This window comes from Bythopirellula polymerisocia (assembly GCF_007860015.1).
In the GTDB taxonomy this organism is placed as follows: Bacteria; Planctomycetota; Planctomycetia; order Pirellulales; family Lacipirellulaceae; genus Bythopirellula; species Bythopirellula polymerisocia.
This window is the reverse complement of the sequence record NZ_SJPS01000001.1, coordinates 1-24,043: the sequence shown is the minus strand read 5'-3', so window position 1 is coordinate 24,043 and position 24,043 is coordinate 1. Positions and strand designations below refer to the sequence as shown.

Annotated in this window: 19 protein-coding genes and 1 pseudogene; 9 read left to right on the top strand and 11 right to left on the bottom strand. The window is 52.6% G+C overall.

Translation table 11 applies throughout. From position 1 onward, the window contains the following. Nucleotides 1-223 precede the first annotated feature (223 nt). Entirely contained in the window at nucleotides 224-3,325 is a 3,102-nt protein-coding gene (locus Pla144_RS00095) for a DUF4332 domain-containing protein (protein ID WP_146447301.1), read from the top strand. Here the strand turns inward: Pla144_RS00095 and Pla144_RS00090 are convergent. From Pla144_RS00090 to Pla144_RS00075, 4 genes are all read right to left on the bottom strand, one after another. Then, nucleotides 3,322-5,109: a CRTAC1 family protein gene (locus Pla144_RS00090; RefSeq protein ID WP_146447300.1), complete on the bottom strand. Its 1,788-nt coding sequence runs from the start codon at nucleotides 5,107-5,109 to the stop codon at nucleotides 3,322-3,324. The two genes, Pla144_RS00095 and Pla144_RS00090, sit on opposite strands and share 4 nt — an antisense overlap. Nucleotides 5,110-5,308: 199 nt before the next feature. Further along, a complete protein-coding gene (locus Pla144_RS00085; protein ID WP_146447299.1) occupies nucleotides 5,309-6,583 on the bottom strand; it encodes a hypothetical protein in 1,275 nt (424 codons plus the stop codon). A 10-nt stretch (nucleotides 6,584-6,593) separates the two neighbouring features. Continuing rightward, nucleotides 6,594-7,259, bottom strand: coding sequence for a hypothetical protein (locus Pla144_RS00080; protein ID WP_197530265.1), 666 nt, complete (start codon nucleotides 7,257-7,259; stop codon nucleotides 6,594-6,596). A 46-nt stretch (nucleotides 7,260-7,305) separates the two neighbouring features. Then, complete coding sequence (locus Pla144_RS00075; protein ID WP_146447298.1) at nucleotides 7,306-7,854, bottom strand: methylated-DNA--[protein]-cysteine S-methyltransferase; 549 nt, start codon at nucleotides 7,852-7,854, stop codon at nucleotides 7,306-7,308. 312 nt (nucleotides 7,855-8,166) lie between these two features. Between Pla144_RS00075 and Pla144_RS00070 the strand changes: the two genes are divergently transcribed. Continuing rightward, nucleotides 8,167-8,949 carry a hypothetical protein gene (locus tag Pla144_RS00070; protein ID WP_231936103.1) on the top strand — a complete coding sequence of 261 codons (783 nt, stop codon included), beginning with the start codon at nucleotides 8,167-8,169 and terminating at the stop codon, nucleotides 8,947-8,949. Between the two features lie 19 nt (nucleotides 8,950-8,968). On the opposite strand, the gene Pla144_RS00065 is transcribed toward Pla144_RS00070, so the two are convergent. Then, nucleotides 8,969-10,357, bottom strand: a complete 1,389-nt coding sequence (locus tag Pla144_RS00065; protein ID WP_146447297.1) for a sigma-54-dependent transcriptional regulator — start codon at nucleotides 10,355-10,357, stop codon at nucleotides 8,969-8,971. A gap of 3 nt (nucleotides 10,358-10,360) precedes the next feature. Next, nucleotides 10,361-11,728 carry a sensor histidine kinase gene (locus Pla144_RS00060; protein ID WP_146447296.1) on the bottom strand — a complete coding sequence of 456 codons (1,368 nt, stop codon included), beginning with the start codon at nucleotides 11,726-11,728 and terminating at the stop codon, nucleotides 10,361-10,363. A 236-nt stretch (nucleotides 11,729-11,964) separates the two neighbouring features. Between Pla144_RS00060 and Pla144_RS00055 the strand changes: the two genes are divergently transcribed. Beyond that, nucleotides 11,965-12,951 (top strand): DUF1559 domain-containing protein, encoded by a 987-nt coding sequence (locus Pla144_RS00055; protein ID WP_197530264.1) that lies wholly within the window; start codon nucleotides 11,965-11,967, stop codon nucleotides 12,949-12,951. A 50-nt stretch (nucleotides 12,952-13,001) separates the two neighbouring features. Then, the gene (locus Pla144_RS00050; RefSeq protein ID WP_146447294.1) at nucleotides 13,002-13,406 is read left to right on the top strand and encodes a carboxypeptidase-like regulatory domain-containing protein; all 405 of its coding nucleotides are present in this window, start codon (nucleotides 13,002-13,004) and stop codon (nucleotides 13,404-13,406) included. Between the two features lie 24 nt (nucleotides 13,407-13,430). Here the strand turns inward: Pla144_RS00050 and Pla144_RS00045 are convergent, their stop codons facing one another. After that, nucleotides 13,431-14,726, bottom strand: a complete 1,296-nt coding sequence (locus Pla144_RS00045) for a redoxin domain-containing protein (protein WP_146447293.1) — start codon at nucleotides 14,724-14,726, stop codon at nucleotides 13,431-13,433. Between the two features lie 140 nt (nucleotides 14,727-14,866). Beyond that, on the bottom strand, nucleotides 14,867-15,244 hold the full coding sequence (locus Pla144_RS00040; protein ID WP_146447292.1) for a response regulator transcription factor: 378 nt from the start codon (nucleotides 15,242-15,244) through the stop codon (nucleotides 14,867-14,869). Nucleotides 15,245-15,517: 273 nt separating this feature from the next. Between Pla144_RS00040 and Pla144_RS00035 the strand changes: the two genes are divergently transcribed. The 4 genes and pseudogenes from Pla144_RS00035 to Pla144_RS00020 all read left to right on the top strand — a co-directional run bounded on the left by Pla144_RS00035 (nucleotide 15,518) and on the right by Pla144_RS00020 (nucleotide 19,858). Beyond that, the gene (locus Pla144_RS00035; RefSeq protein WP_146447291.1) at nucleotides 15,518-16,597 is read left to right on the top strand and encodes a Gfo/Idh/MocA family protein; all 1,080 of its coding nucleotides are present in this window, start codon (nucleotides 15,518-15,520) and stop codon (nucleotides 16,595-16,597) included. Nucleotides 16,598-16,645: 48 nt separating this feature from the next. After that, a pseudogene (locus Pla144_RS00030) lies at nucleotides 16,646-18,179 on the top strand (cytochrome ubiquinol oxidase subunit I). 9 nt (nucleotides 18,180-18,188) lie between these two features. Next, nucleotides 18,189-19,199 carry a cytochrome d ubiquinol oxidase subunit II gene (cydB, locus tag Pla144_RS00025; RefSeq protein WP_146447290.1) on the top strand — a complete coding sequence of 337 codons (1,011 nt, stop codon included), beginning with the start codon at nucleotides 18,189-18,191 and terminating at the stop codon, nucleotides 19,197-19,199. A 35-nt stretch (nucleotides 19,200-19,234) separates the two neighbouring features. Further along, a complete protein-coding gene (locus Pla144_RS00020; RefSeq protein WP_197530261.1) occupies nucleotides 19,235-19,858 on the top strand; it encodes a hypothetical protein in 624 nt (207 codons plus the stop codon). Between the two features lie 179 nt (nucleotides 19,859-20,037). Here Pla144_RS00020 and Pla144_RS00015 read toward each other — a convergent pair whose 3' ends face one another. Continuing rightward, nucleotides 20,038-20,346 (bottom strand): hypothetical protein, encoded by a 309-nt coding sequence (locus Pla144_RS00015; RefSeq protein WP_146447288.1) that lies wholly within the window; start codon nucleotides 20,344-20,346, stop codon nucleotides 20,038-20,040. 566 nt (nucleotides 20,347-20,912) lie between these two features. On the opposite strand from Pla144_RS00015, the gene Pla144_RS00010 reads away from it, so the two are divergent. Then, nucleotides 20,913-21,887, top strand: a complete 975-nt coding sequence (locus Pla144_RS00010; protein ID WP_146447287.1) for a helix-turn-helix domain-containing protein — start codon at nucleotides 20,913-20,915, stop codon at nucleotides 21,885-21,887. 47 nt (nucleotides 21,888-21,934) lie between these two features. On the opposite strand, the gene Pla144_RS00005 is transcribed toward Pla144_RS00010, so the two are convergent. Next, on the bottom strand, nucleotides 21,935-23,221 hold the full coding sequence (locus tag Pla144_RS00005; RefSeq protein ID WP_146447286.1) for a phosphotriesterase family protein: 1,287 nt from the start codon (nucleotides 23,219-23,221) through the stop codon (nucleotides 21,935-21,937). Nucleotides 23,222-23,847: 626 nt separating this feature from the next. After that, nucleotides 23,848-24,043 (bottom strand): hypothetical protein (locus Pla144_RS24980; RefSeq protein ID WP_231936101.1); only part of this gene is annotated, 196 nt, incomplete at its 5' end.

Here is a 24,043-nt window from a genome sequence, read left to right as displayed (position 1 = left end):
GACTTTTTCAACGGGATTCACGATAGATCGGGCTGACCGGCCACACTAGTAAAGAGTCGAAAGACTATGCTAGCACACGCTGAAAATTAAACCCGTGTTGTGAATTAAGCGGTAATTCGCTACTTTGCCAGCTTAATCTCGTGCCTGGCCGATCCCCGTCGAGGAGTAGTCGGAAACTTTCTCATCCGGCTGGCCGCAGATTGCCCAGTTCAAGGAAGAAACTATGCGAATCACCCAATTGAGCCTCGCGGGCCGGGGGGCCTGGCCTGACCTACTCGCCGATCCCGTTCATCCCCAGCTCAATGTATTTTTTGGCAAACCCGGAGCTGGCAAGAGCACAGTCGCCCAACTCGCCAATCATCTTCTTTTTGGCAAAGCCACTAGCCTGTGGCGGCAACAGTTTGGCCAGACCCTGCCCCTGACCGAAGGTCGGGTGGTTGTTGAGACCCCGCAGGGCAGCTATGTACTTCGCCGACATTTGAATGCTGAGGGATTAAGTCGGTTGACGGTGGCCGCCGTTGGTGGCGAGCCGGTTGATAATCGGACGATCCAAAAGCTGCTACCGAGTTTGTCTCCCAAGGTGATTGCTCCACTTGTAGGTGTAGACTTTGCCGAAGCACCTTCGGTCGAGTGGCTCTTGAGCAGAGACTTCTGCGCAGAGTTGGCCAACGCGGGTCCTACCAACGGCAGTCCGCTGAAAACACAACCCTGTTGCAGTTCTAAAGAATCGAATACGAAGTCTCCGATAGATCGCCGCCGGATAGAAGAGCTTATTCGCCAACGGGATACCATTGCCGAGTCGATCGAGAGGTGTCTTTCGGTGCGTCGGCAAGAAGGTGGCGTTCTCTCGAAAGAGCATACTCAACTCGAAGCCTTGTTGGATACCGCTCGACGGCGACTCGACGAGCTGCAAAATGAACAGCGCAAGGTCAACGGTGAGATTGCCGATTGCGAGGCCCGATTACGACTTATCTCGTTGACCGATCTGGCAGCAAGTCCAGCAAACGAGCGGAACCTGGAGGGGCAACGCAAACAGCTTGCGCTGCTTGAAGGGGAGATCGCCCGATGCCGCAGATCGCTGGGAGATTTGCAGGCTCGAGAAGCAACTATTCGAGCCGAATTGGCGCAACTCACTCCCGACGGAACAGCCGAGCGAGTAGGCTGTCTAGCAGACAGTCGCGCGTCGGTAGGCATCCTAGAACGATTAGTCGATGACCTCGACGCAGAAGTGGCACTACTCGCCCGGGCCAACGAACCGGCACGATGCATCGGTCAAGACTCCCATGCAAAGCTTGCTCCCGTGGCAAAGATGCTCCGTCAACAAGTTTATACACTCTGCGGTTTGATCACCGAACAAGAGAGACTAGCTCGCAGGCAGCGGTTGACGGCAGAGTCCCGCCAAATTGCCCGATCCCAGTTCGACCTGAGCGAGCGCTTAGAGCATCTTCTCGAACAGCGCGAGTCGCTCATTCATGAACTCCGACAAGAAGGAGAGCTTTCGCTTCTTCGTCCTCAATCACCGATTGAAGGACATTGCGAATGCGCTTCCCATTATGCGTTCCTTGGAGAGGCAGATTCTCTGCTGGTAGGGTACGATCCTCGTAGGGTTCAAGAAGCTGATTTGCGGAGACGCTACGAAAACCTATTGCGTCGCCGGGACGAATTGTCGCAAGAGCAAGCAGCTGCAGACAGCAAGCTTGCCTCACTCGAATCGCGCTGGCAACAGTTGCAACGCGAGCGTGCCGGGTTGGTCGGGAATGAACAAATTGAGGAACAACAATTTGAACTTGAAAGGCTTGAAGTTGCGATTCGTCAGGCTCTTAATCCTATTGAGAACAAGAAATCACGTGATTTAGGCGTCTGGCGGGCGTCAGATGTGTTGGCCCAATTAAGCGGCGGCCAGTTTGTGCAGATTCGGCTTGATCGCGAGGGGAGGTCGCCGACCGTGATCGACCGTACTGGCCATGCGACTTCCTTAAGTGGGCTCTCCACCGCGACTCACGATCAACTCTATCTTTCACTTACACTGGCGCTGGTGGGAGCATTTGCCCGGCGAGGGATTCAACTACCACTCGTCCTCGATGAACCGTTCCTGAGGCAAGATTCGGCAGGGAGCGCGGCAATGGCCGGCGTGTTGGCAGAGTTTGCACGAAGCGGTCAGCAGGTTTTGGTGTTCACTGAAGATGTCGATGCCTTGCGCCGATTTCAGTCACTCCATTGTCAGGTGTTTGATCTTGCTAAACTACGTTGCCAGCCAACCATCGAACCCGTCACAACTCAAGAAACGACATTCACGCGGGTGGTGCGGGAAACCGAGGATGGTAGTCTCACGCCCGTCTTGAAAATTCGCGCTAACGAAGAGCAATTGGACACTCACTACTACCTGACCGAAGAGTGCTCCTTGAGTGAGTTTCCCGTCTTTGGAAGTGAAACGCACAACGTTTTCCAGAAAATTAATCTCCATACGGTTGGCGAACTGCTGCGTACCTCGCCAGAAGAGATCTCTCGTGGACTCGACCGCCATGAAATTTCTGCCGAGACCGTAAAATTATGGCAGGCTCACATGGACTTGATGTGTAACGTTGCTGGATTGTCGCTCAATGATGCCCAAGTGCTCGCAGCCTGTGGGATTACCTGCCACAAAGACCTCTGCGAGGCGGATGTAGATCAGCTGGAGCGTATCATCCACGAGTTTTTGCAATCTGAACGTGGTCAACGATTTGCGAATGTCAGGAAGCGCTTCAATACCGCTCGACTGAGAAGATGGTCTAATGGGGGGCAGCTAATCTCTCAATCTAATAGAAACGGTCGATCGCGCAATGTTTCGGAAGAAGCAATTAAAACGGACTCGCAAGTGGTTCGCCCCCGCAGCGAAATTAAACAACCAGCAAGATATTTTCTCAGTCTTGAAAGCGACGTCGAAGATGCCCCCTCGATAGGCCCCAAAACGGCTGAGCATCTTGAGCGAGTGGGGATTCGCACTGTCGCTGACTTGCTCAATGCCAATGCGGCGGCCACCACCGCGGAACTTGAGTTGGGGCACGTGACGGAAACGAAAATTGCAGAGTGGCAACATCAGGCACGCTTGGTATGTCAGATACCTGAATTGCGTAGTTACGCGGCCCAGTTGTTAGTCGCTTGCGGTTTCACCAGCCCCGAGCAAATCGCCGCGATACCTGCCGAGGAGTTGGTACGACAAGTAAGAAAACTATGTAAAACCAAACAAGGGCTACGCATCTTGCGGACCACCGATGCCCCCTCGGCGGGAAAGATCAAACGCTGGGCCGCGAATGCCGTCCACCGACGTCCGTTGGAAGCGGCTTAGTGGCTGCGTCTTTTTCCCAACCACTGCGCCGCACCCAAGAGTAGCAAAACGAAGGCGCTAGGCTCTGGGATGGCTGTCCCGGTTGTAAGTGGAGCGAGACCCTTGCCGTAATTCCGTTGCCAGGCGAGAAAATCCTGGCCATCGCTGTCTCCATCAAGGTCCGAATCAGCCAAAGCATTTGTCCCGAATGCCGTTTGCCATCTTGCAAGATCATCTCCGTCGACGTCGCCGTCACCATCGAAATCGCCAGGAGAGTTGATTGTGAGGTATTGGTCGACTGATAAGTTGTGTAGCAACTGGATCGTTCCGTCAGGCCATTGAATCCGTAATTCATCGATCAAGGTGGCCGCTCCTAATCCAAAATGAACTGGTAAATCACTTTGATTGAATGTGCCGGCGTTGGTATTGGCTTCGCGGCGGAGGGTGCGCTCTTGAGGAGTTCCTTTATCGAGCGTGGCATAGAGCGAAGCACCGATTGCAGTGGTATTCTCCTTCAGGCCGGCTAGCTCGATAAACATCCAATGGTTGCCATTGGTTGTCGTGTCACTCTTGAAAACATGTTCAGGCCAAGAAGAATTCGTGGGGGCAACCAGATCAAGATCGCCATCAAGATCGAGATCACCCCACACGCTGTCGTAAGCTCCTTGATTTTGGGTGTCGAGTCCCTCCGCCACGGTCACATCAGTAAACTCCCAATTGCCATCGTTGCGATAAAGTTTGCGCCCTGCATTCTTACCACCCGCGGCAAGATGATCGTGGAAGAAGAGGTCGAGGTCACCATCGTTATCATAATCAATTGGGCGACCACCATTGAGGTCGCCTGAAACATCAGAGATCAACGCGTGCCCTGTCAGCGTATCAACATCGGTAAACATGTTTCCACCATCGTTGCGGAAGATCTTGTTGGGCTGGCGATCCGCCCCCACGACGAATAGATCGAGATCGCCGTCGTCGTCGAAATCATGGAATTCTGTGCCGTAGCTGTTGGTCATCAACTGGGTGCCGTTGGTGTCGGCGATGTCTACAAAACCGAGGGAGCCAGTTTCGACAAGCATGTTCTGATAAAAATTGTTGCGAATGTTGTTGTCTCCCCGGCAGGTGGAGATGTAAATGTCCAAATCCCCGTCTCCATCGGAGTCACCAATCGCAAGTCCGTAGCCTTTGGTTCCGAAGTCTTGTTGGAACCCCACAGCCGCGCCAACGGGAGTGAACGATTGCCCCGGGCCTTGCAAATAAATTTCATGCTTCTCAGGACCTTCCATTCCGATAATGAGGTCCAGCAATCGATCATTATTGATGTCGACCCAGGCGACGTTTTGGTGGAATCCAGGGTCATCGAGTCCGGTGGGGATGCTCTCGTTGGAAAAACCTGCCAAGCCGTTGTTCTTGAAAACATCTCCCGATGCGCCAATGTTGGACTGCCCGACGAACACATCAACGAAACCGTCTCCATCGTAGTCACTCCAGGCCGCGCTCCAAGATGGACCCAAATCACTCGTCGGCATCGTGCTGGTAATGTTGGTATAAGTCAGCACACCAGAGCCAACATAGTTGTTGCGAAAAAGCTGCTGCGCCCCGGACCCACCTTGAAACATGAGATCCAGATCGCCGTCGTTGTCGATATCCGCGAGCGATGCACTGCGGGAATCAAAGTTCGCATTGTTGAGAACGGAACTTTGCTCTTGGGTAAAGGCAGCACGTACCGACGTAGCAGGTAATGCGAGCGATAGTCCGACAAGTAAAACGACAGCTGTATTTGTTCGATGAAATATTGTCGACATCATATTCTGCTCCCCAGTTTTAATTCAAATCCAGCATGTAGCATAACTGCTCCAAGCAGGCGGCTGCAAGCAAATTGGACATGAAACGAGGTCCAGAGTTTCGCAATATTGATTTTGCTAACGCCCGTCATGCATTTGCGCATACTTCGTTATTCCCGGTTGGGTACCGTACGTACACCTTCTCTGGCGATTTCTATCGCGGTTAACGAGTGTGGAACAGTTTGCGACGCGGGAGGGTTAGCGCTATCGTGAGAATGAGAACGCATGCGCCGGGTTCAGGTACGGCGACGAAGGAAGTCGCTCCAGTATAGTTGCGCTGCCAGATGAGAAAATCGCGGCCGTCGGAGTCGTTGTCGCTGTCGGCGTCGCCATTGGCAGTGGCTGCAAATGAGTTGCGCCAGGTTTGCAGATCCGTGCCATCGACGTCGCCATCACCATCGAAGTCGCCGGGTGTGGAAGGGAAACTCGGGATGATGGTCGTATGGCCAATGTCGCGCAAGAATGCCAGATCGAGTTCCGTGAGCGATTTACGTGTGCCCGTAGTGATCGTCGGATCTATGACCACTTCCTGCTGGGCACCATCGCTGATACGGCGGCTCATCAATCCCGATGCCGCGTGGTCTCCCGCCGAATTGATGAGATTGGCCCCGCTGCCGGTAATCGCCAGTACTTGTGCACCTGTCCAACTGGTTCCTGACTTTACGGCATTCCAAGTCGAGGAAGTACCGATCCCCAGTGAGTGCATTATTTCATGGAGGGCTACCGAATAGAGATCGTTCTTTCCAGCAGCGACAGCGGTTGTGTGATTAAAGTGCCAGAAGTTGCTCAACTGGGCGTCGGAATCCTTTGCGCCATTGTTGTCTCCGTCCCAATCGAGAGCGAGGCTGCCATACGTGATACCGAAGTCGACGTTGATATTGGCCGTCACATTGCCAAGTGAGGCACTGCCCTTTGCTGTTTCTACGATCGGACCACCACCTCGCTTATAGGCCGTCTCAGCCTTCGACTCGGCGATCGCCACCGCACCGAGCCACCCACCGGAATTGCCGCCGCCCGAGAATTGCGAATTATCGAGTTGCACGAACCCGGGGGAGCTGACTCCAAGTGTGTTCCCGCCCAAGGAGCGCGCGCCAACGAAGATGTTGACGGCATTGGCCGAGATTGTTGCATTGGAAATGACGGTCTGAGCGTCGGTAACTGGATTTCGGTAATTAAACTCGAACCCGAGTGTGACGTTTGCTCCACCGCTGGAGCCTGAATAGAAGTCAGGAGAGACAGAGTTGAGCGAAGTAGTAATTGCCGTTGAGAGGTCGCTGGCGGCTGCATTGATCGCCGCTTTAGCGAGTGGGTCGAGTGTCGCTGAAAATAGGGGGCTACCAGGATATTGCAGATTGATCGTCAGCGCTTCGCAGCACGGAGCCGCAGAGAGAAACAGCAGCGCAGCTAAGTGCACGTGAAAAAGTCGTTTGATGCGCATTCTAAAATCTTCACTCTGTTCCGCGAAATCGCTGCTTGGACGCGGCGATTTCATCTTCGATCTGCAGGAGAATCTTTTCAAGTTCTTCGATATCGCTTGGCAGCATGTGCTGCGAAAGCTCTTTCATGAGAGGAGCCGTGGCGGGGCGATGCTCGCGGATAAGGCGGAGGATATCGTTTTGATAAATGTCTACTTTCTCGAATCTCCCTTGCCGATAGAGAGAAGGTAATGCAAAGAGCTTGAGTAACACGATCCCTTCGACGGTAGCGCATGGAACTTGCCGCTCAACGAAGGTCTCATTCTTGGTAAACTCTTCACAAACCTTGCTGAACAACTTGTTTCGAGTGAAGAGAAAGTCAACGGGTAGTTCGCCAAAAGTGCCCCTGGCGAATTCTAGATTGTCATCGTAGATGGTAACTTCGGGCAATTTCTCCAGATCCTTACGGGCGACTATCAAGTCGATGTCCTGGGTGTTGCGGCCCTCAACGTACACCAGCATGGCGATGCCACCCACGAGAACGTATTCGATTTGGCGTTCTTCAAGCAATTCAAAGAGGCGGGGGATCGACTCGAGCAGCTTATTGAGATCCATAGTGCGGAGTCGCTCCCCATTTTTGGGATCGAACACGATCCCATGGACGATCACTTCACCGATGTTGACCAGGGGTTCTGCCATAGCTCCATCTTAGCAGAGACCTTCAAAAAGGGCAGCAGAAAACTGGTTATTGGGCAAGCTCCGCGAGTGCTGCTTGTTCCGCTTCTAACAACCGTTCCTTCATGGCGAGTCCTTGCGGAGCCGAGTAGCCTCCCAGACGGCCTCCAGATGCGAGCACGCGGTGGCAGGGGATGACCAGAGGAATTCGGTTGCTGGACATTACTGATCCGACGGCCCGCGCAGCCCCCGGGTGACCTACCGATTCTGCCAGTTCTCCATACGTAAGGGTCTCTCCCCATGGTATAGCTCGGCAAGCTGCAACGACGAGTCTCTGAAAGCGAGTTAGTCCAGCAAGTGAGATTGGCAAGTCGTCAAAGTCGACCGCTTCTCCCTTTGCAAAGCACGTGAGCCGTTCTTCGAGCTGCTCGGCAAGAAAACTATCTTCCACGGAATCAGCGTTGGCGTCGCTCGTGGGAATCCCAGAACTGGCAAGGAGCTTATGGAGCGACTCGCGCGCGACAGCGCCTGTAGGATGTCCAAACGTAATCGCGAGAACCTCACCACGGTCGATGAAGAAAGCCATGAAACCAAGTGCCGAGTCGAATGATTTTAGCATCGGTTTTCTCCGCAAGAAAAAAAGACAGGAAGTGACCTGGGGCCATTATAAGCCCGCTCACGAAAGCTTGGCGAGAGGCTGAGAAACCTCATAGAAAATGTCCAATGACCAAGGCCCAAAGACCAATTCTCAGGCCGGAAATTTGACCCTTTAGTCATCGGACCTTCGAAATTGGTCATTGAATTGTAGGTATAAGTTGACTTTGCAGTCTTCCTGAGCCACGGGGTTTAATCCTTGTTGATCGCTTTCTATACTGTAAGTAGCTAGGACTGACGGAAAAAATCAGCCAATGCTGTCGGCCACGATGGCCCAATGCTTCCTAGTCGAGCTCACCCAGGTCGCCGCACAAAGATGAATGCATATCAATCGCTCGCCGATGACTATTACATCAACATGAATCTCAGCACCGAGATGGAGCTCCCGAGTAATCGGGAAACGGTGTTGCACTTCTTCGAGCAGTTACAAAAATCTTATCCCGAGATGCGGAATTTCTACTCTCGGGACAAACGTGACTTCGTGCTTGAAGAGGACAAGGATCGCGGCAATCATCGCTGGTGTGCAGTCGAACCGCGACGGATTTCCTCCGGGTATGTGAACCCAGAGAGCGCTGAGGACGCTTGGGAGCAGCATCGCCGCATTCTTGAGATTGCCCCCTACGGTCTGACCGTCAGCCCACTTGATTGCGAAGCCCTCGATCTGATGATGGGATTCGACTTCAACTATCGGGGCAATCACAACCATCTCGTCGCCGAGGCACTAGGTGTTTGCCCGGCCATGGAAGGTTTGGGATCGCTTCCAGGGGCGACCATCATCAGCCACGAACCAAATATTACGATTGCCCTGGATGACGAGTGTCGGCTGCAATGTCGGTTGAGTGTCGAATCGCGAACCAACGCCTATCAGATTCGCACAGGCGAATTCCAAGAAGAACAACTGAGCGTGTACGTCACTGCGCGGCACTACGGAAGCTTGGCCAATGGAATAACCTACCCCGATGTACTCAAGCGTCTGCAAGAGGTGTGCTGCCATGTGGTAGACAATTATGCGGTTGAATCCGTGTTGCAACCTCTGGCGCGTGCAATTGCGCTTGGTTGAGTTGAATCGCTAAGCGGCTTTACTTTGCCATTCCATATTGGTCGAGTTTGCGTTTAAGCGTGGTGCGATGTAAACCTAGAGCCCGAGCAGCAGGGGCATATTCATTGGCGAAGCGATCCATGGCAGTTTGCAACAGGGTCGGCTCTATCTCTTCCAGAAGCCTTTCATAAACCAGACCTTCGCTGGCTGGATCGCCGAGCAAATCGGCTGCACGCCTTCTTACAAGTTGTTCCAACGTTTCAGTGGGATTAGTTGATTCGCTCTCTACTGCCCGAAGAGGGAGGGGTTCTGGCAAATGTGAAGGGAGAATAACTTCCGACCCTGTTTCAGCTATGGCATGCTTAATTGCATCATGCAATTCACTCAGATTGCCATGCCACTGTCGCTTGGTCAGCTCTAATTGAGTCTTCTCTGCAAAAGAAGCATTCACCCCTCCTAAAGTCTTTGCATAGTGCTGAGCTAAGAGCAGAATGTCGTCTACTCTCTCGCGCAATGGAGGGATTGTGATTTCGAATCCATTCAGGCGATAATACAAATCCTGGCGGAATTCACCTGCCTGGACTCGGAGGGACAAATCTCGGCTAGTCGCTGAAATTACGCGGAAGTTCGTGCTGAACACTCGATCGGATCCTGCAGGCAACACATCGCTCTTGTCGAATACACGCATGAGCTTTGCTTGGATCGACAACGGAATCTCTGCAACTTCGTTGAGAAACAAAGTCCCCCCGTTGGCCTCAGCGAGCAATCCATTTCGTGCTTGAATTGAATTAGACGAAGTGCCAAGCGTATGTCCGAAGAGTTCCGTTTCGACCATCGTTGGACTTAGTGACCCAGCGTTGACAACCACAAATGGATGTGTGGATCGGGACGAATGATGGTGAATTGCGTGGGCAGCATCCACCTTGCCAACGCCAGGCTCACCCTGCAGCAGAACAGAAACATCTGAACTAGCAGCCAACGCGATTCGCTTGAAGACTTCCTGCATCACGGACGTCTCGCCGACCATCTTTTCGCCTAGCCTTGTGCAACCAGGTGAACTGTCCGCGGAATTCGCGGCAAATGCGCGGTTGATCGTAGCACGGACTTCTGCCAAATCAAACGGTTTGAGCAGGTACTCATACGCCCCGTTCTGAACGGCACGAACGGCTGTCTCCAGGTCTCCAAAAGCAGTCATCACCACGATCGGCGCAATACCCAGATGTTCCCGATATTGTGGCATCGCCGTCAGCCCATCGATTCCCGGTAGTCGGACATCAAGGAGCAAAAGATCAAAGCTAGAATTCGCGGCCAGCTTCAACCCTTGCTCAGCAGACGCAGCTATTTCCGCTTCGTGCCCGAGCGACTTAACGAGTTCTTTGATTCCCCAGCAGATCGCTGACTCGTCATCGACAACAAGAATTCTGGACATGGATCAACTCTTTTCCATTAAAGGAACACTAAAACGAAATACCGTTTGTCCATTTTGGCGGCACCAATCAATTTTACCTCCATGAGCAATAGCAACTTGGCTTGCTACGGCCAGTCCTAATCCTACTCCTTCGGCTTTGGTAGAAACAAACGGCTGGAACAGATTCTCGGCTATAGTTGTCGCAGGGCCATCTCCCGAGTCGCAGACAAGCAGTTCTGCCTGATTGTCGGAGGATCGTCCGACACTCAGTAGAACTTGGGGCGGAGTATACGAATTCACAGAATGTCGTTGTGCGGCTTCGACGGCATTTAGTAGTAGATTTACGATCACCATTGAGAGCGTATCGGCGTTGGCCAACACCTTGATTGGCATCTCTTCGGGTCGCCAGTCTATCTGAACTTTGGCATGCCGGGCCGCTGGAATCACCAGAGGCAATATGCTTTCGACAAGCTCATTGAGATCAACCTCTTCGTTGGGTACGCTTTCGTTTTCCTTGCCGAGTTTGAGGAAGCTCTGAAGACGATTCTCCATCAGTTGCAATTGACCTTTGGCAACTGCTAATCCATCGTCATTTGTGACAGTGCCACAGTTTTCGGCATGCAAGTCGATTGCCAACCGGCAACCGGTCGCGGCGTTGCGAATCTCATGAGCAAGTCCTGCCCCCAACATTGCTACCGTGCGGACTTGTTCGGTTTGGCGAATCTGTTGTTCGTAGTCAGCTAATCGATTCGAAGTGTGATTGATCGACTGTGCCAGGTCGCGCACTTCGTCATCCCTGAGAGGTAGTTCGACAGTCACGTACTCTCCCTGCGCCAATCGAGCAACTCCCGTGCTTAAGTCACCGAGCGAATTGCTAATGCGGCCTGCAATCCACTGGGTAACTGCTGCCACCGCGCCAATGGCCAGGATGCCGACAACAAGTGGGGGTAAGAAGGCTCTTCGCCAAGCTGCATTGTATTGATCGCAAGGGAAAAGGGTATGGAGCATGTCCGGTCCATCTCTAGTCGTCCGATTCTGCAATTTCGCTGAGGAATGAAAATACTGCTTGCCAGCAACAGTGAGTTGTGGGCCTAGGGCCACCTTTTGACCAGAGTCGCTCAGGCTGCTTTCGGGAAGTTCAACAATTGAGTCTCGCAATGTGGTCGAAAGGTGATTGCCGTGTTGGTCTGCCAGAACGAAATCCGCACCAGATAATTCCTTCATCTGTTGGAGCACTGTGTCGGTAAGTGGAAAATTGGAAGTCGCTAGGACATGAACTACTCCTTGCAACTGACGGTCTATTGTCGAGCGTGTTTCAGTCGTAGCAAGATACGCATCGATCAACGCAACCGCTAGCAGGCTAACGAGTGAGACCCCGACCAAAGGAAACATGATCTGATATCGAAGTGGAGATCTCACGGGTGATGTATGACTCGCATAATTCTATGCAATTAAAACAAGCGTGTCGAAAAAACGAACACTACCTGTCGCAAATTGAGATATGTACCAGCATATCCAGTGGACTTAAACTCCAGAAGCGAGGGTATTCATCTATTGTGTACTTGATACGGCGAAATGAGAAGCACACCGTTGGAAAAGAGAGTACGAAGCCTATGTTGAGGTATCGCTTGAGACGATATAAATGTGCTTTTACCTTGGTCGAACTATTGGTCGTGATTGCAATCATTGGCGTGCTAGTGGGGCTTTTGCTACCTGCAATTCAAGCGGCGCGAGAGGCGGCTCGGCGGAGTCAGTGCCTAAATAATCTTAAGCAAGTGGCTCTCGCGTTCATGAATTATGAAAGTGCTCACATGGAGTTTCCTTTGGCGACTCTGACTCCTGTGGCTCCCGCGCGTGGCAAAAACAATTGGGCACCTTTTGTACTTCCATTTGTCGAACAAGGAAATCTCATCGCTGGCTACGATCTCAAAGAGGATTGGTGGCGGGAACCAAACCGCAGCATAGCCCAAGTCCCTTTGCCACTGCTCCTATGCCCTTCGACTCCCGATCAAGATCGATTGCAGGATAAACCTGAGAGCACACCTCCCAACAAGACAGGGGCCTGTGGCGATTACTTCCCCCCAACGGGAGTACACACCGACATCAATCTCTCGCTCCCCGCAGACCAGCAAATTGTGAACTCGAATGATTTGCTTTCAGATGGCTCGACCAATCCCGTGCTCGACGGAGTCATAGGCGAGCAATATGAAAACAATCAACACAATCGAATGACCACGATTTCCGACGGGACATCCAACAGTATTCTTTTGGGTGAATGTGCTGGCCGAGAAGATGTTTATCGCGGACGCCAGCTATTTGGAGTCGATTACACTGGATCTCCACCAATTCGGGCTCGGGGTGGCGCCTGGGCCACGACGGATAATCCCTATCCAATTGGACTCCGCAATCCTTGGAAGGCCGCATTTGGCATAATTCCTGGAGAGGTGTCCATCAATAATTCGAATGAGTGGGGGCATTGTTTCTATAGCTTGCATCCTGGGGGAGCCAATTTTGCCTATGCCGATGGCTCGGTGCGGTTTCTGAGCGAAAGCATTTCATTGAAAACTCTGGCTGACATGGTAACTCGTGCAGGTGGAGAAACTAGCACGGAATGAGATCCCAGGGAACGGAGTATTGCTTTCATTGTGCTCTCGGCAGATGCGGCTTGTTTGCCTTATTGCTGGGTATCTTGCTCGGTTGCGAGACCAAAAGTCCTGAGCTCGCGCCGATTCATGGCACCTTGCTTCAATCAGGTAAGCCAATTGCTGAAGCCCGAGTGGTATTGCATCCATTAGGGGGCCAAGCAGCAGAACTTCCTCAACCTCAGGCGACAACCGACGAGCAAGGCCAGTTTAGCGTAACGACGTTGAAAGGTGGCGACGGAGCACAGCCCGGCAAATATGCGATCACTGTCGAATTGCGGGCCCCTCGTCGCAGTGGCGAAGAAAGTATTCGCGATGGCAGAAACTTACTTCCGAGTCGCTATGCCAATCCTGATACTTCGGGAATCACAAAAGAAGTCACAGCAGGAGTCAATGTCTGGCCAGCAATAGAGTTGCCCGCGAAGTAGTTCCCAGAGTGCGTGCCTCACGGGCTAGGGTTCCTGCTCACCGAGTGCGGCGGCGGCCAAGTCCTTCCCTGCGAGAATATCTTCTAGTTCCTTCGTGAGTTGCTTCTCAAGATTGCCTCCGAATCCGACATGGACAACCTGAATCCGGCCTGTTTTGTCAATGATCACTGTCTGCGGAATTCCACTTACTTGAAACATACTGCCGACGGCCCCTTCTTGGTCTAGCAAGACCGGCACATCGAGATCTTCGCTGCTCAGAAACTCGCGGATCGTGTCAGCAGTCTCCCCTTGGTTGACGGCATAGAAGACGACCTGTTTGTCCTTAAACTCGTTGGCAACCCTCGAAATAATTGGGAGCGCATCGACACAGGGTCCGCACCAGGTCGCCCAAAAATCGAGAATCACCACATCCTGACCTGCGAACTGATCGAGTTGCACCGTCTGGCTTTCCAAATCCGTAGCCGAAAACGAGGGGGCCTGTTCGCCAACTAAAGGATGCAACTCTGGCTCGCCGCCAAGTTGTGAGAACATGGAATCGACTTTCTTCGCCCCCTCCGGGGAAGTGAACACAAAAACCTCGTCGCCGAATTGGGCGTCGGTGTTCCAATTATCAAAACGGAGCTTGAGCGTCAGTTCCATGCCCTCGGGCATGCCTGCTTGCGACACCGCCGTTTTCAAGAAATCAGGTTTCAAGACAAACTGGCGAACGAACGGAATGGGGCCCGTTTCGACGGCAATTTTCCAGTGCATGCCATTTTCTTGCTGGAAACTGGCTATTCGGCAAGTCGCACCGTCGATCACTTCCTCGCCGACAAAGTCAGATTCCGAAACCCCATCAAGCAGCCAATCTTTGAGGTCATCGCCCATAAAAAGACCAACGAATGTACCCGCCCCCAGGAGCATGGCGTTTTGATTGGACCCTCTTTGCATATCCATCGCTAAGGCACTTTCATCGAGAGGTTCTACTGCGTAGCGCTGAAGCATCTTGGAAAACAAAGTGAGATTCTGTCCATCGGAGACCGAAGAACCACCCATCGTGCCCGACTCAAGTACGATCGCCCAGCGATTGGGTTTCTCAATCTTGATGTCGTACTTCGAGTCCATATTCTGTTCGACTCCCTGTGCCGTGACATCGAGTTGCACGTCTAAGTTGAAACTATAGGCTTGCATCTCCTGCAAGGAAGCTTCCACGTATTCGATTAGCTGCTCAGGCGAAGTAGCTGAGTCGGCATTGAGCGATTTTTGTTGAGAATTGCAACCCGCAAAGGGAAGAATAATCATCGATGCCAAGAGAATTGACCAACAGGTGCGGAGGGTCATGGGGAGGCCTCATAGAACATAAACTAGCCGCATCGCGTTAGCGATCGGTTGAAGTAACGGAAGAAATGCAGGAATGGGGGAATTTTTGTTTGGTATCTTTCCCTCACTATTCCCCCATTCCTGCATTCCCCAATTTCCTCTTAGGCGAGCAGGCGATCCACACTTTGGATCAGGCGATCCATGGGAAAAGGCTTACGGACATAATCATCAACGCCGAGCATCTCAGCATAGGCTTTGTGGCGGGCTCCTTCGTTGGCCGTGATCATGATGATGCGATGCCGCTTGTCACCCATGCGCTTGAGACGTTCCAGTACCAAGAACCCACTTCGCTTGGGCATCATCATGTCAAGGATAATCAAGTCGGGCGATTCGCGCTCGATCAGGGCAAGACCCTGATTGCCGTCTCGGGCAATAATGACTTCGTAGTCATGGGCTTCCAGAGCCAATCGCAGAGATTCAATGATTTCGGCATCATCGTCTACGAGCAAGATTCGTTTGTTTTCACTTGATTTGGCCATTGATCAACACTCTAGCAGAATATGGTGACGCCAACCTTGCGGAGCCTTGAAGCATGGGCACAAGTGTCGGGTAAAAATTCAGATTCGTACTCTCTCAAAGTAGCACTTAACAAGAGAATTACAAGGGTCGCGTCTAGGGCAAATTGGTATGGCAAATGACTGGCAATAGTCTCATTTCCCTCGGTTTCGTTGAAACATTGGCGGTTGGCTGGGGAACCTGCTAGGCTATTGGCCGTCTTATGTGAACAGCCACCTACCAAAGAATTCTTGACGATGCCCCCCAAGTCAAATACCGAAGTATTGTTTCCCAAGCTGCAGTATCTTCCCCGTGATCCCCAGAAGTACTCCCCTCAAATTGCTTTAATAGGCTGCGGTGGCATCACAGAGCACCATCTGGCTGCGTATCAAGCTGCTGGCTATCAGGTGACAGCGCTGTGTGATGTAAATCGCCAGAACGCCGAAAAACGAAAGAAACAATTCTATCCCGAGGCCCAGGTATTTACGGATTACCGTGACGCCTTGAAACTAGCCGATATCGAAGTAGTCGATGTCACTACCCACCCTGACATTCGGCCCGCGATTATCACCGTTTGTCTTAAAGCGGGCAAACATGTCCTGAGCCAGAAGCCATTCGTGCTCAATCTGGACGAGGGAGAGCGTCTCGCCGACTTAGCGGATAAATCCGGGGTGCTACTGGCCGTCAATCAGAATGGTCGCTGGGCGCCCCATTTCAGCTACTTGCGCGAAGTGGCCCACTCCGGAATGATTGGCGACATCGCTGGCGTTCATTGCGGAGTCCATTGGGATCACAGTTGGGTCAAGGGAACTGCATTCGAGAACGTCGAACAGTTGATTCTCTACGATTTTGCGATCCACTGGTTTGACTTTCTGACCACTGTCATGGGCGACCAATTGCCACAGAGAGTTTATGCCTCGACAGCTAAGACCAGTTCACAATCCATCAAACCGGCGCTTCTGGGGCAAGCATCGATTGAATATGAGAACGCCCAAGCGACTCTAGTTTTCGATGGCCACGTCCCGAGTGGCTCTTGGGATCGCACACTCATCGCGGGAAGCCGTGGGCTTATCCGCTCGGCCGGGCGGAAACTTGCCAGCCAACAGATCGAGTTGATTACGTCGGAAGGAAGCATTTCACCCGAGCTAACAGGAACCTGGTTCCCTGATGGTTTTCACGGAACGATGGGCGAACTGCTCTGCGCGATCGAAGAGAAACGCCAACCGTCGCACAGTGCACGGAACAACTTGCGAAGCCTCGAATTGTGCTTTGCCGCCGTAGCCAGCTCTTTAAGTCATCTGCCAGTAGAACCAGGCACGATCAGAAAACTGATGTAGTGATGGCTTGTTAGCTCTTTGCCTCGTTTGCGGTTCATACAATTAACCATGTCCATATTCGCCGAACTTGACGTTGTGCTGCTGTCACGGATTCAGTTTGCCCTGACGATCATGTTCCACTATCTGTTCCCTCCCCTCACAATCGGACTCGGAGTGGTAATCGTCTACCTCGAGGGAATGTTCCTCCGGACGAGAGAGTCCATATACGAAGAAGCGGCGAGGTTTTGGACAAAGATATTTGCCCTCAACTTTGCCATCGGCGTCGCGACAGGCATCGTGATGGAGTTTGAATTCGGCACGAATTGGGCCACCTATTCGCGTTTTGTGGGGGACGTATTTGGATCGGCACTCGCCGCGGAAGGAATCTTCGCATTCTTCCTTGAGTCCGGTTTCTTGGCCGTGCTGGTGTTCGGCTGGGACAAAGTCAGCCCAGGGTTCCATTTTTTTGCAGCTCTAATGGTTTCGCTGGGTTCGATATTCAGCTCCATCTGGATCACAGTCGCCAATAGTTGGCAACAGACTCCGTCCGGGCATGAGATTGTGCCGATGATGCGCGACGGCGAGCCGTGGGTCATCAATGGCGAGGTGATACGTCGCGCTGAAATTTCCGACTTCTGGGCCATGGTCTTCAATCCATCGACCGTACATCGCCTGATCCACGTTTGGCTGGGATGTTTTATTCTAGGAGCAGCTTTTGTGATGAGCATCTCCGCCTGGTATTTGCTCAAAGGTAAGCATCGCGAGTTTGCCGAACGGTCGTTCACGGGCGGACTCATTCTCGCTACGGTTTCCAGCTTGGCCATTCTCGTAAGCGGGCATAAGCAGGCACAGAATGTGTACGAAACGCAGCCCGCTAAGCTGGCTGCGTTCGAAGCCCATTTTCACAGCGGCCCGGGCGATCTCAGCCTTCTCGGCATACCCGATGTGGAAAATGAAACCGTACGATTGAACTTGGCAATCCCTGGCGGTATCGGACTGCTACTGTTCGGAGACCGTGAGAAAGAGGTCGTCGGACTCGATAAGTTTCGGAAAGAGGATCGTCCACCAGTCGCCTTGTCATTATAGTTACCATCTCATGGTGGCGATCGGAATGTTCTTCATCGCGGCAACCGTACTGGCCTGTTGGCTGCGTGTGCGAGGACGATTATTTGAAAAACGCTGGCTGATGTGGGTTTTCGTGCTGGCCGTGATTCCTGCCTTCGCGGGGAACGAGTCTGGGTGGGTTGCTGCCGAAGTAGGACGCCAACCTTGGATAGTGTATCCCTCGCTCGAAAGGACGACAGAAGGCTCACCAAAACTGGATGAAGCGGGGCAGTTCGTTTATGACGAATCTCAAGGGCTTCGCACCAGCGATGGTGTGTCGGCCGCGGTTTCGGCAGGTCAAGTGCTAGGATCGATCATCATGTTTGCGGCAATTTATATTCTGTTGTTTGTGATCTGGATATACGTGCTTCATCAAAAGATCTCGCATGGCCCTGAACCGGTCCTTGCCGAGAGTGATTCCACGCAGCGAGGCGGCGCCTTGGCGGCTGCTTCTTCGTGGATGGAGCACCATGATTCGTTGACCGACTCTCAGGAATGAGTATCTCACATGGATTACCAACTCATTTGGTTTGTACTGCTAAGAATACTGCTTGCAGGCTATGCCATTTTAGACGGATTCGATCTTGGCGTCGGAATTCTTCATCCTTTAGCCCGCAGCGACGAAGAGCGCCGGCTGGTGATGAGTTCCATCGGACCGATCTGGGATGGCAATGAAGTTTGGTTGATTACTTTCGGTGGAGCGCTCTTCGTCGCATTTCCCGAGGCCTACGCGACGATCTTCTCTGCCTTTTATACTCCTTTCATGCTGCTGTTGTTCTGCCTGATTTTTCGTGCCGTGAGCCTTGAGTTCCGCAGCAAGGTCCAGTCCGCCGTGTGGCGTAGGCTGTGGGATTTTGCCTTTTTCGCGGCAAGCCTCGTGGCCAGCTTCCTATTTGGCGTGACGGTGGCCAATGGACTACTGGGAATACCACTGAACGAGCGGGGCGAATTTATCGGCGGCATTCACGACCTTTTGGGTCCTTACGCGATTCTGGTGGGACTCATGACCGTGGCGATGCTCGCCTTGCACGGTGGGTTATTTCTACATTTGAAAACTGCCGGAAGTTTGCAGAAAATGTTTTATCGCTGGATTTGGCATGCTTGGGGGCTGTATCTCGTGTTGTGGAATCTTGTGACCATGTACACGCTGGTGAAGGTACCCCGCGCCACGCTGAACTTTGAGCACTTCCCTTGGGCTATCGGAGCGGTCGTCCTCAATGTACTTGCGATTGCTAATATTCCTCGCTGCATCTTTCTCCGCAAAGTCGGCCAGGCTTTTCTCTCCTCATCGCTCGGGATACTTTGCCAAGTTACCTTGGTAGGCGTCGCCCTGTTCCCTAATCTGGTAAGTGCCAGCAACAATCCCGATTACAGCCTGACGATCTACACTGCCGCTTCAAGTGAAAAAACCCTAGGTATCATGTTAGTCATTGCACTCATTGGCATGCCGATGGTACTTAGCTATACGGTCATCGTGTATTGGACCTTCCGCGGGAAAGTCTCAGAATCGATCTACTAAAGCGACATCTCTACGCTGCCAGCAGATCGCCGCGCATGCCAAAGAGGGCGACTTGGATGGCTGCGGCGATTTCAGCGGAAGCATCGCAGGAAGAAAAGGGGGAATTCTACTTTAATTTCGCCAAACCTCTTTCTAGAAAATTCCCATCCCAACAATGGCCAGAGCGTCGTGCGGGGGGGTACCTCTCCCATGGCAGGGCAGCTTTAAGGCGTTTCCCCTCCCAGACGACGAGCACTACTGGACAGTACTGCGATACGTCGAATGGAATCCGCTGCGCACCGGCCTGGTGCTATGTCAAACCTAAGAAATGGGATCTAATGTTTGAGCGGATTGGCGCTAGCCACCGGTTATTCCAGGGAATCGGTGGTTCGCTTTCGGAAGGGCCGTTGGAGAAATCTCGTGGTTGGACGAATCATGTCAACGGAGTGGAATCCGAAGCCGAACTGACCGCTCTCCGCCAAGCGGTCGCCCGGGGTGCCCCCCCTACGGAGGGGAGAAGTGGCGGGTTCGAGTTGCCGCGTCGCTCAGCCTGGAACCCTTTCCCTTCCGAGCCGATTGATCGGCAGAATCGCCGGAATTTCCCCGGAAAGGGCGGGTCATACCAAGCCCCGTTTCTGGCGGCAGTTTGCCACGCCGCCGCGTCCTGGCAAGCTCAGTAACTAGCTTTGGCGTCTCACTCTTTTGCGGGTTACGGCATACGGGTTGCGTGCAAAGGACACACCAAATCTTTGCCCGAAGGGTGTAGTCGAAGTGAACTTCGCTAGCCAGGGATTAGTTGTTGTCGATTTGGTGGCGTAACGAAAGAGGTCGCCACCACCTGCATCAGTTTGAGGAGAGCTTAAGTCACATCGGATGGTACATCCTCGGGCAGTTTGGAAATCCGCGAACTGCAAGAGGTCGATTCGACCGAAGTAGGTTTTCCTCGCGACCAAGGACGGCTTGTCGGAGTACAATCGTCGAACGTCACACCTCCGAACCGGAACCCTGAAAGGGGGAGTTTGTTGAATGTGTCTCGCATCAATGAGTTCTTGACCCGCCACGTCGACCCGAACACCCACTCCAGCAAGGCGTCGCTGAGCCACGGCTCGTCGGCCTGCTCGGCCTCACAGGAGTCTCCACCGCTCCTTTCACCACTTGGCAGTTTCACGACTTCGCGGGGCTCTATTGGCGCAACTACCTCCTGAAATCGTTGGCATTATCTTCCAGCGAAAATCGGCTAGTCGTGTTTCATTGGGAAGAAAGATTTTTGTGGCAAGTTATTTGTGCAAAACGGGGGGGCGCGTTCTGCTACAATAGGCAACGTTCCGAGCCTGGAGTGGTTTCAGGCAATTCCAATTGGGAAATCCCGGCTGAAGTGAGAAAAAACTGATTTCGATTGTCATTCACAAACTGAACTGTCAAATCGATTGTCGAACCGAAGAACAGATGAATCGTCCCCTTGAACTATGCAACCATTATGGCGAAATTTCCAGATCAGCCACGCCGAATCGCTTTTCCAAGGAGTTCCGTCAGCGCCAAGTTCACCTAACCTGATCAACTGCAGTCCGTTCTACGACGATTTGAAAGTCCCGATGAATTCCTGCCATTCGTACTTGCCCAAGATCGGTACGAGCCTGATGGTTAACGGATCTACTTCAAAATGAAGTTCGTACTCTTTCCGCCCAAGAGTATTTCGGGGGCCACTTCCCTCCATGATTCGAGAGGCCTCTTCCTGTGGACTTCAAGTCTGAAACGACGCAAACTACAACTGATGATATTGACGAGTTGTTTTCGTGGTCGGAGGGTTGGGATTTTGAATACACCCAACTGACCGCTGGCAGACTTGGTTTTCGAGAGCGGGTCGTGCAACTGCCTGGGGTGGCGATCAAGTGGCACACGGCAACTCAGGCCATGCTTGTTCGCGAGACGTTCTTAAGAGGGCTCGGATTTGGTTTTGTTCGGGATGCCGTTGGACCAACGCGATGGCGAGGTCAAGAGATCGACGTTCATGACGGACTGCTTTATCAAAGCGGCAATGAGCAACATTACGCACTCGGCAGGTCGACAAGCTCGATGAGCATTGAATTGGACGATCGCTTGGTTCAAGCGTTAGGTTGGAATCTGGATTGCGTCGCCCCGCTTCAACGTTTTGATCCCGCGGCGATCAAAGATTTGGAACTCATCTGCGCGGACGTGAAACGAATGACCGAGCAGGATGCCCTCGCGTCTTCCTACACTCAAGCTGCTCGAGCGGATTCACTATATCTATTGTCACGTCGCGATGCGGTCTTACGACGACTTCGCAAGGTGCTACAACCATGGTTCGCTTGCCAGGGCCACGTCCACGATTCGGTCGAGCGTGCAACCCCTGGTTTTTTGTTGGTGAGTCAGGCGGTGGCCTATACGCTCCGACGAGATGACTCATCGATCCCTTCAAACGTTGAACTGGCCAGCCTACTGCGAGTTTCTGAACGAACGTTGTTTCGTGCTTTTCAAGGTTGGGTCGGTATGAGTCCTCAGGCTTTTTTCGAGCTTCGGCGGCTGCATCGCTTTCGCCAATTCCTCTTTGCGGCTCCTCGCTTGAAAGGAGCGATCACCAAGGCGGCGATGCAATCGGGTATCACTCACATGGGGCGATTGTCTGAACGCTACCGAAAGCAATTTGGCGAATCACCCAGCGAAGCGCTGAAACGACGGTTGAAGACTTAGCTCGACAGTGTTTGTAATTCCGAGACGGGCGTCCGATGATCAGACCGCTACACAGCTAGTAACCGTGCAGGGTTGCCGACCACCATGTCATGCAGCGCTTCGTCACTGACGCCGACGTTTTTCAGTAGTGGGAGAGCAAAATTGGTAACCCGAGTGTAACCGTGCCCGCCGTAGGAACGCAGGTGAACCTTCGAGTAGCAGTCTTGGCTCAATACAATCTGCTTGGAGTAACCGTTTTGAATTAAAAAGTAAATCATTGCCAACATCTCGACATCATTGTCACCGCTGGCGCCTTCGAATGCGTTGGGCACGTCACCGTTGTCCTCCAACAGAAACTCGAATAGCTCTAGCCCCATGTTCGTGCTGAAGGTATCAAAGCTGAGGATGAATCCTTGGTCGAGCATCCGTCTGTAAAAGTCTAGGTCAACCGCGATGCGACCTTCGGGATTCTTGACGACCGACTTCAGACTGTAGTTCACCAGGAATTTTTGAACGTGAGCTAGGATCGTACACTCTGGGTTTGTTCCGAACTTCACAATACCTTGTTGCATTTCCTCGGCTTCTTTTGGCCCCATGTTGGCACCGTGGTGAATCGTGTAGGGCAAGCCCGTTTTCTGTTGCACGGCGATGACCGCGCGGGCGGCGCGTTGTTCGTTTTCAGTCCAAACGTTGGGAGCCGTCTTGAGACTACCGGCTCGCACGCCGCTATCTCCAAATCCTTTTTCCACGTGACCCATAAACGTCTCTATCAATTGCGAGTCGGACATGGCGAGCGCTTCGTCGTACCAGAAGTGGTCGTCGCCACCGTAAAGACCGGTCGAGCAGATGATGTTGACGCCGGTCTTCTCGGATAGTTCCCGCAGCGTCGTATGGAAATCATCATCTTGCCCTTTGCCCCAAGGTGTAACTTCCAGAATCGAGTGCCCACCGGATTCGGCAAAGCTCGTGATCTCATGTTCCATCAATTGTTTTTCAGCCAGATTCCAGCCGTCTTTGCTGAAGATGAATCCGCCCATATTCAGGTAAGCAAGGTCCTTCATTTGAATCTTCGCTTCAGGCGACGTTGCAAAGTATTTGTCCTTGTCGACCCTGTCGTACATCGGCAAGGTGAGTTCGTAGTAGCCGGTAAAGTTGGAGTAGATATGCTCGTGCATCAGCGTTGTGCCGAGCTTGCTCGGTGAGATCGGACCGCGCACGGTCATGGCTTGTTTGTCAGCGTTGGCCGATGCGTCGGCCTGGCCGAACGCGAGCGGTGAGGATGCTGCTAGAGCAGCGGTACTGACAGCCGCGCGTTCTAGAAACTCGCGACGTGATGATAAAAAGTCTCGTGACATAGTGAAGCCCAAAAAGTTAAGACAGCAGATTCGAGAAAAATGCCCGACACGGGTCGGTTTCGATTGCAAGAAATAACAACGCCTATCGTACCCAATGCCGTTCAAGAAAAGTCGCCAGAAACCCCAGGCGGTCGATCAGGAGACGGAATTTCGGGCCACGCATAGTGAGTGCTGTTTGACAGCGTTCTTCTTGCACGAATTTGTCCCTCGAGAAAATTGGGGCCGGGACACCATCGTAACAAGACGTCATGACTGTGTCGCAGCCTAATAACATAGCCTCGACTGGTCTATCCACTTCCTGCCATCTGTGGGAATTTGATACGAAAACGCTATCGCATGCCCACTTGGCTCCCGTTCGCGATCGTGATGTCGCGACAAGCAACCGATTGAAAGAGTGATCGCAATACGAGGGCTCAGCGCCATTTCAAAGTCGCGCTTGGAACGATCCGACGGATTGCAGTAGCACTGAGTATCCAGCGTGAATTGACTCTCTTTCGTCACCTGACACCGCCAGTAAGCTTCCGTGCCGTGGTCGTCTGCTCGATCTGCGACAAGATTCGGGTCACGTCAGCCTTAGCGGCAGTAAAGCAGACAAAAGAGTAGGGCTCAGAAGGCCAAAACGCTGGCTATTTCCTGCAGAGGTCAAGCCACCGCCGGAATTTTACGGTCGTGCTAAGAAGCTGAGGTTGCATCAGTTGCGCCAAGCAAAGCTTGGGAAAGGGGAATGAGATGTAAATTACAACTTTGAAACCTTTCAGCGGAACCTTGCGGGTGAGAACCCCGTCCAGTAGAGCCTGACCAGCAACTGGAAGCGAGTTTTGC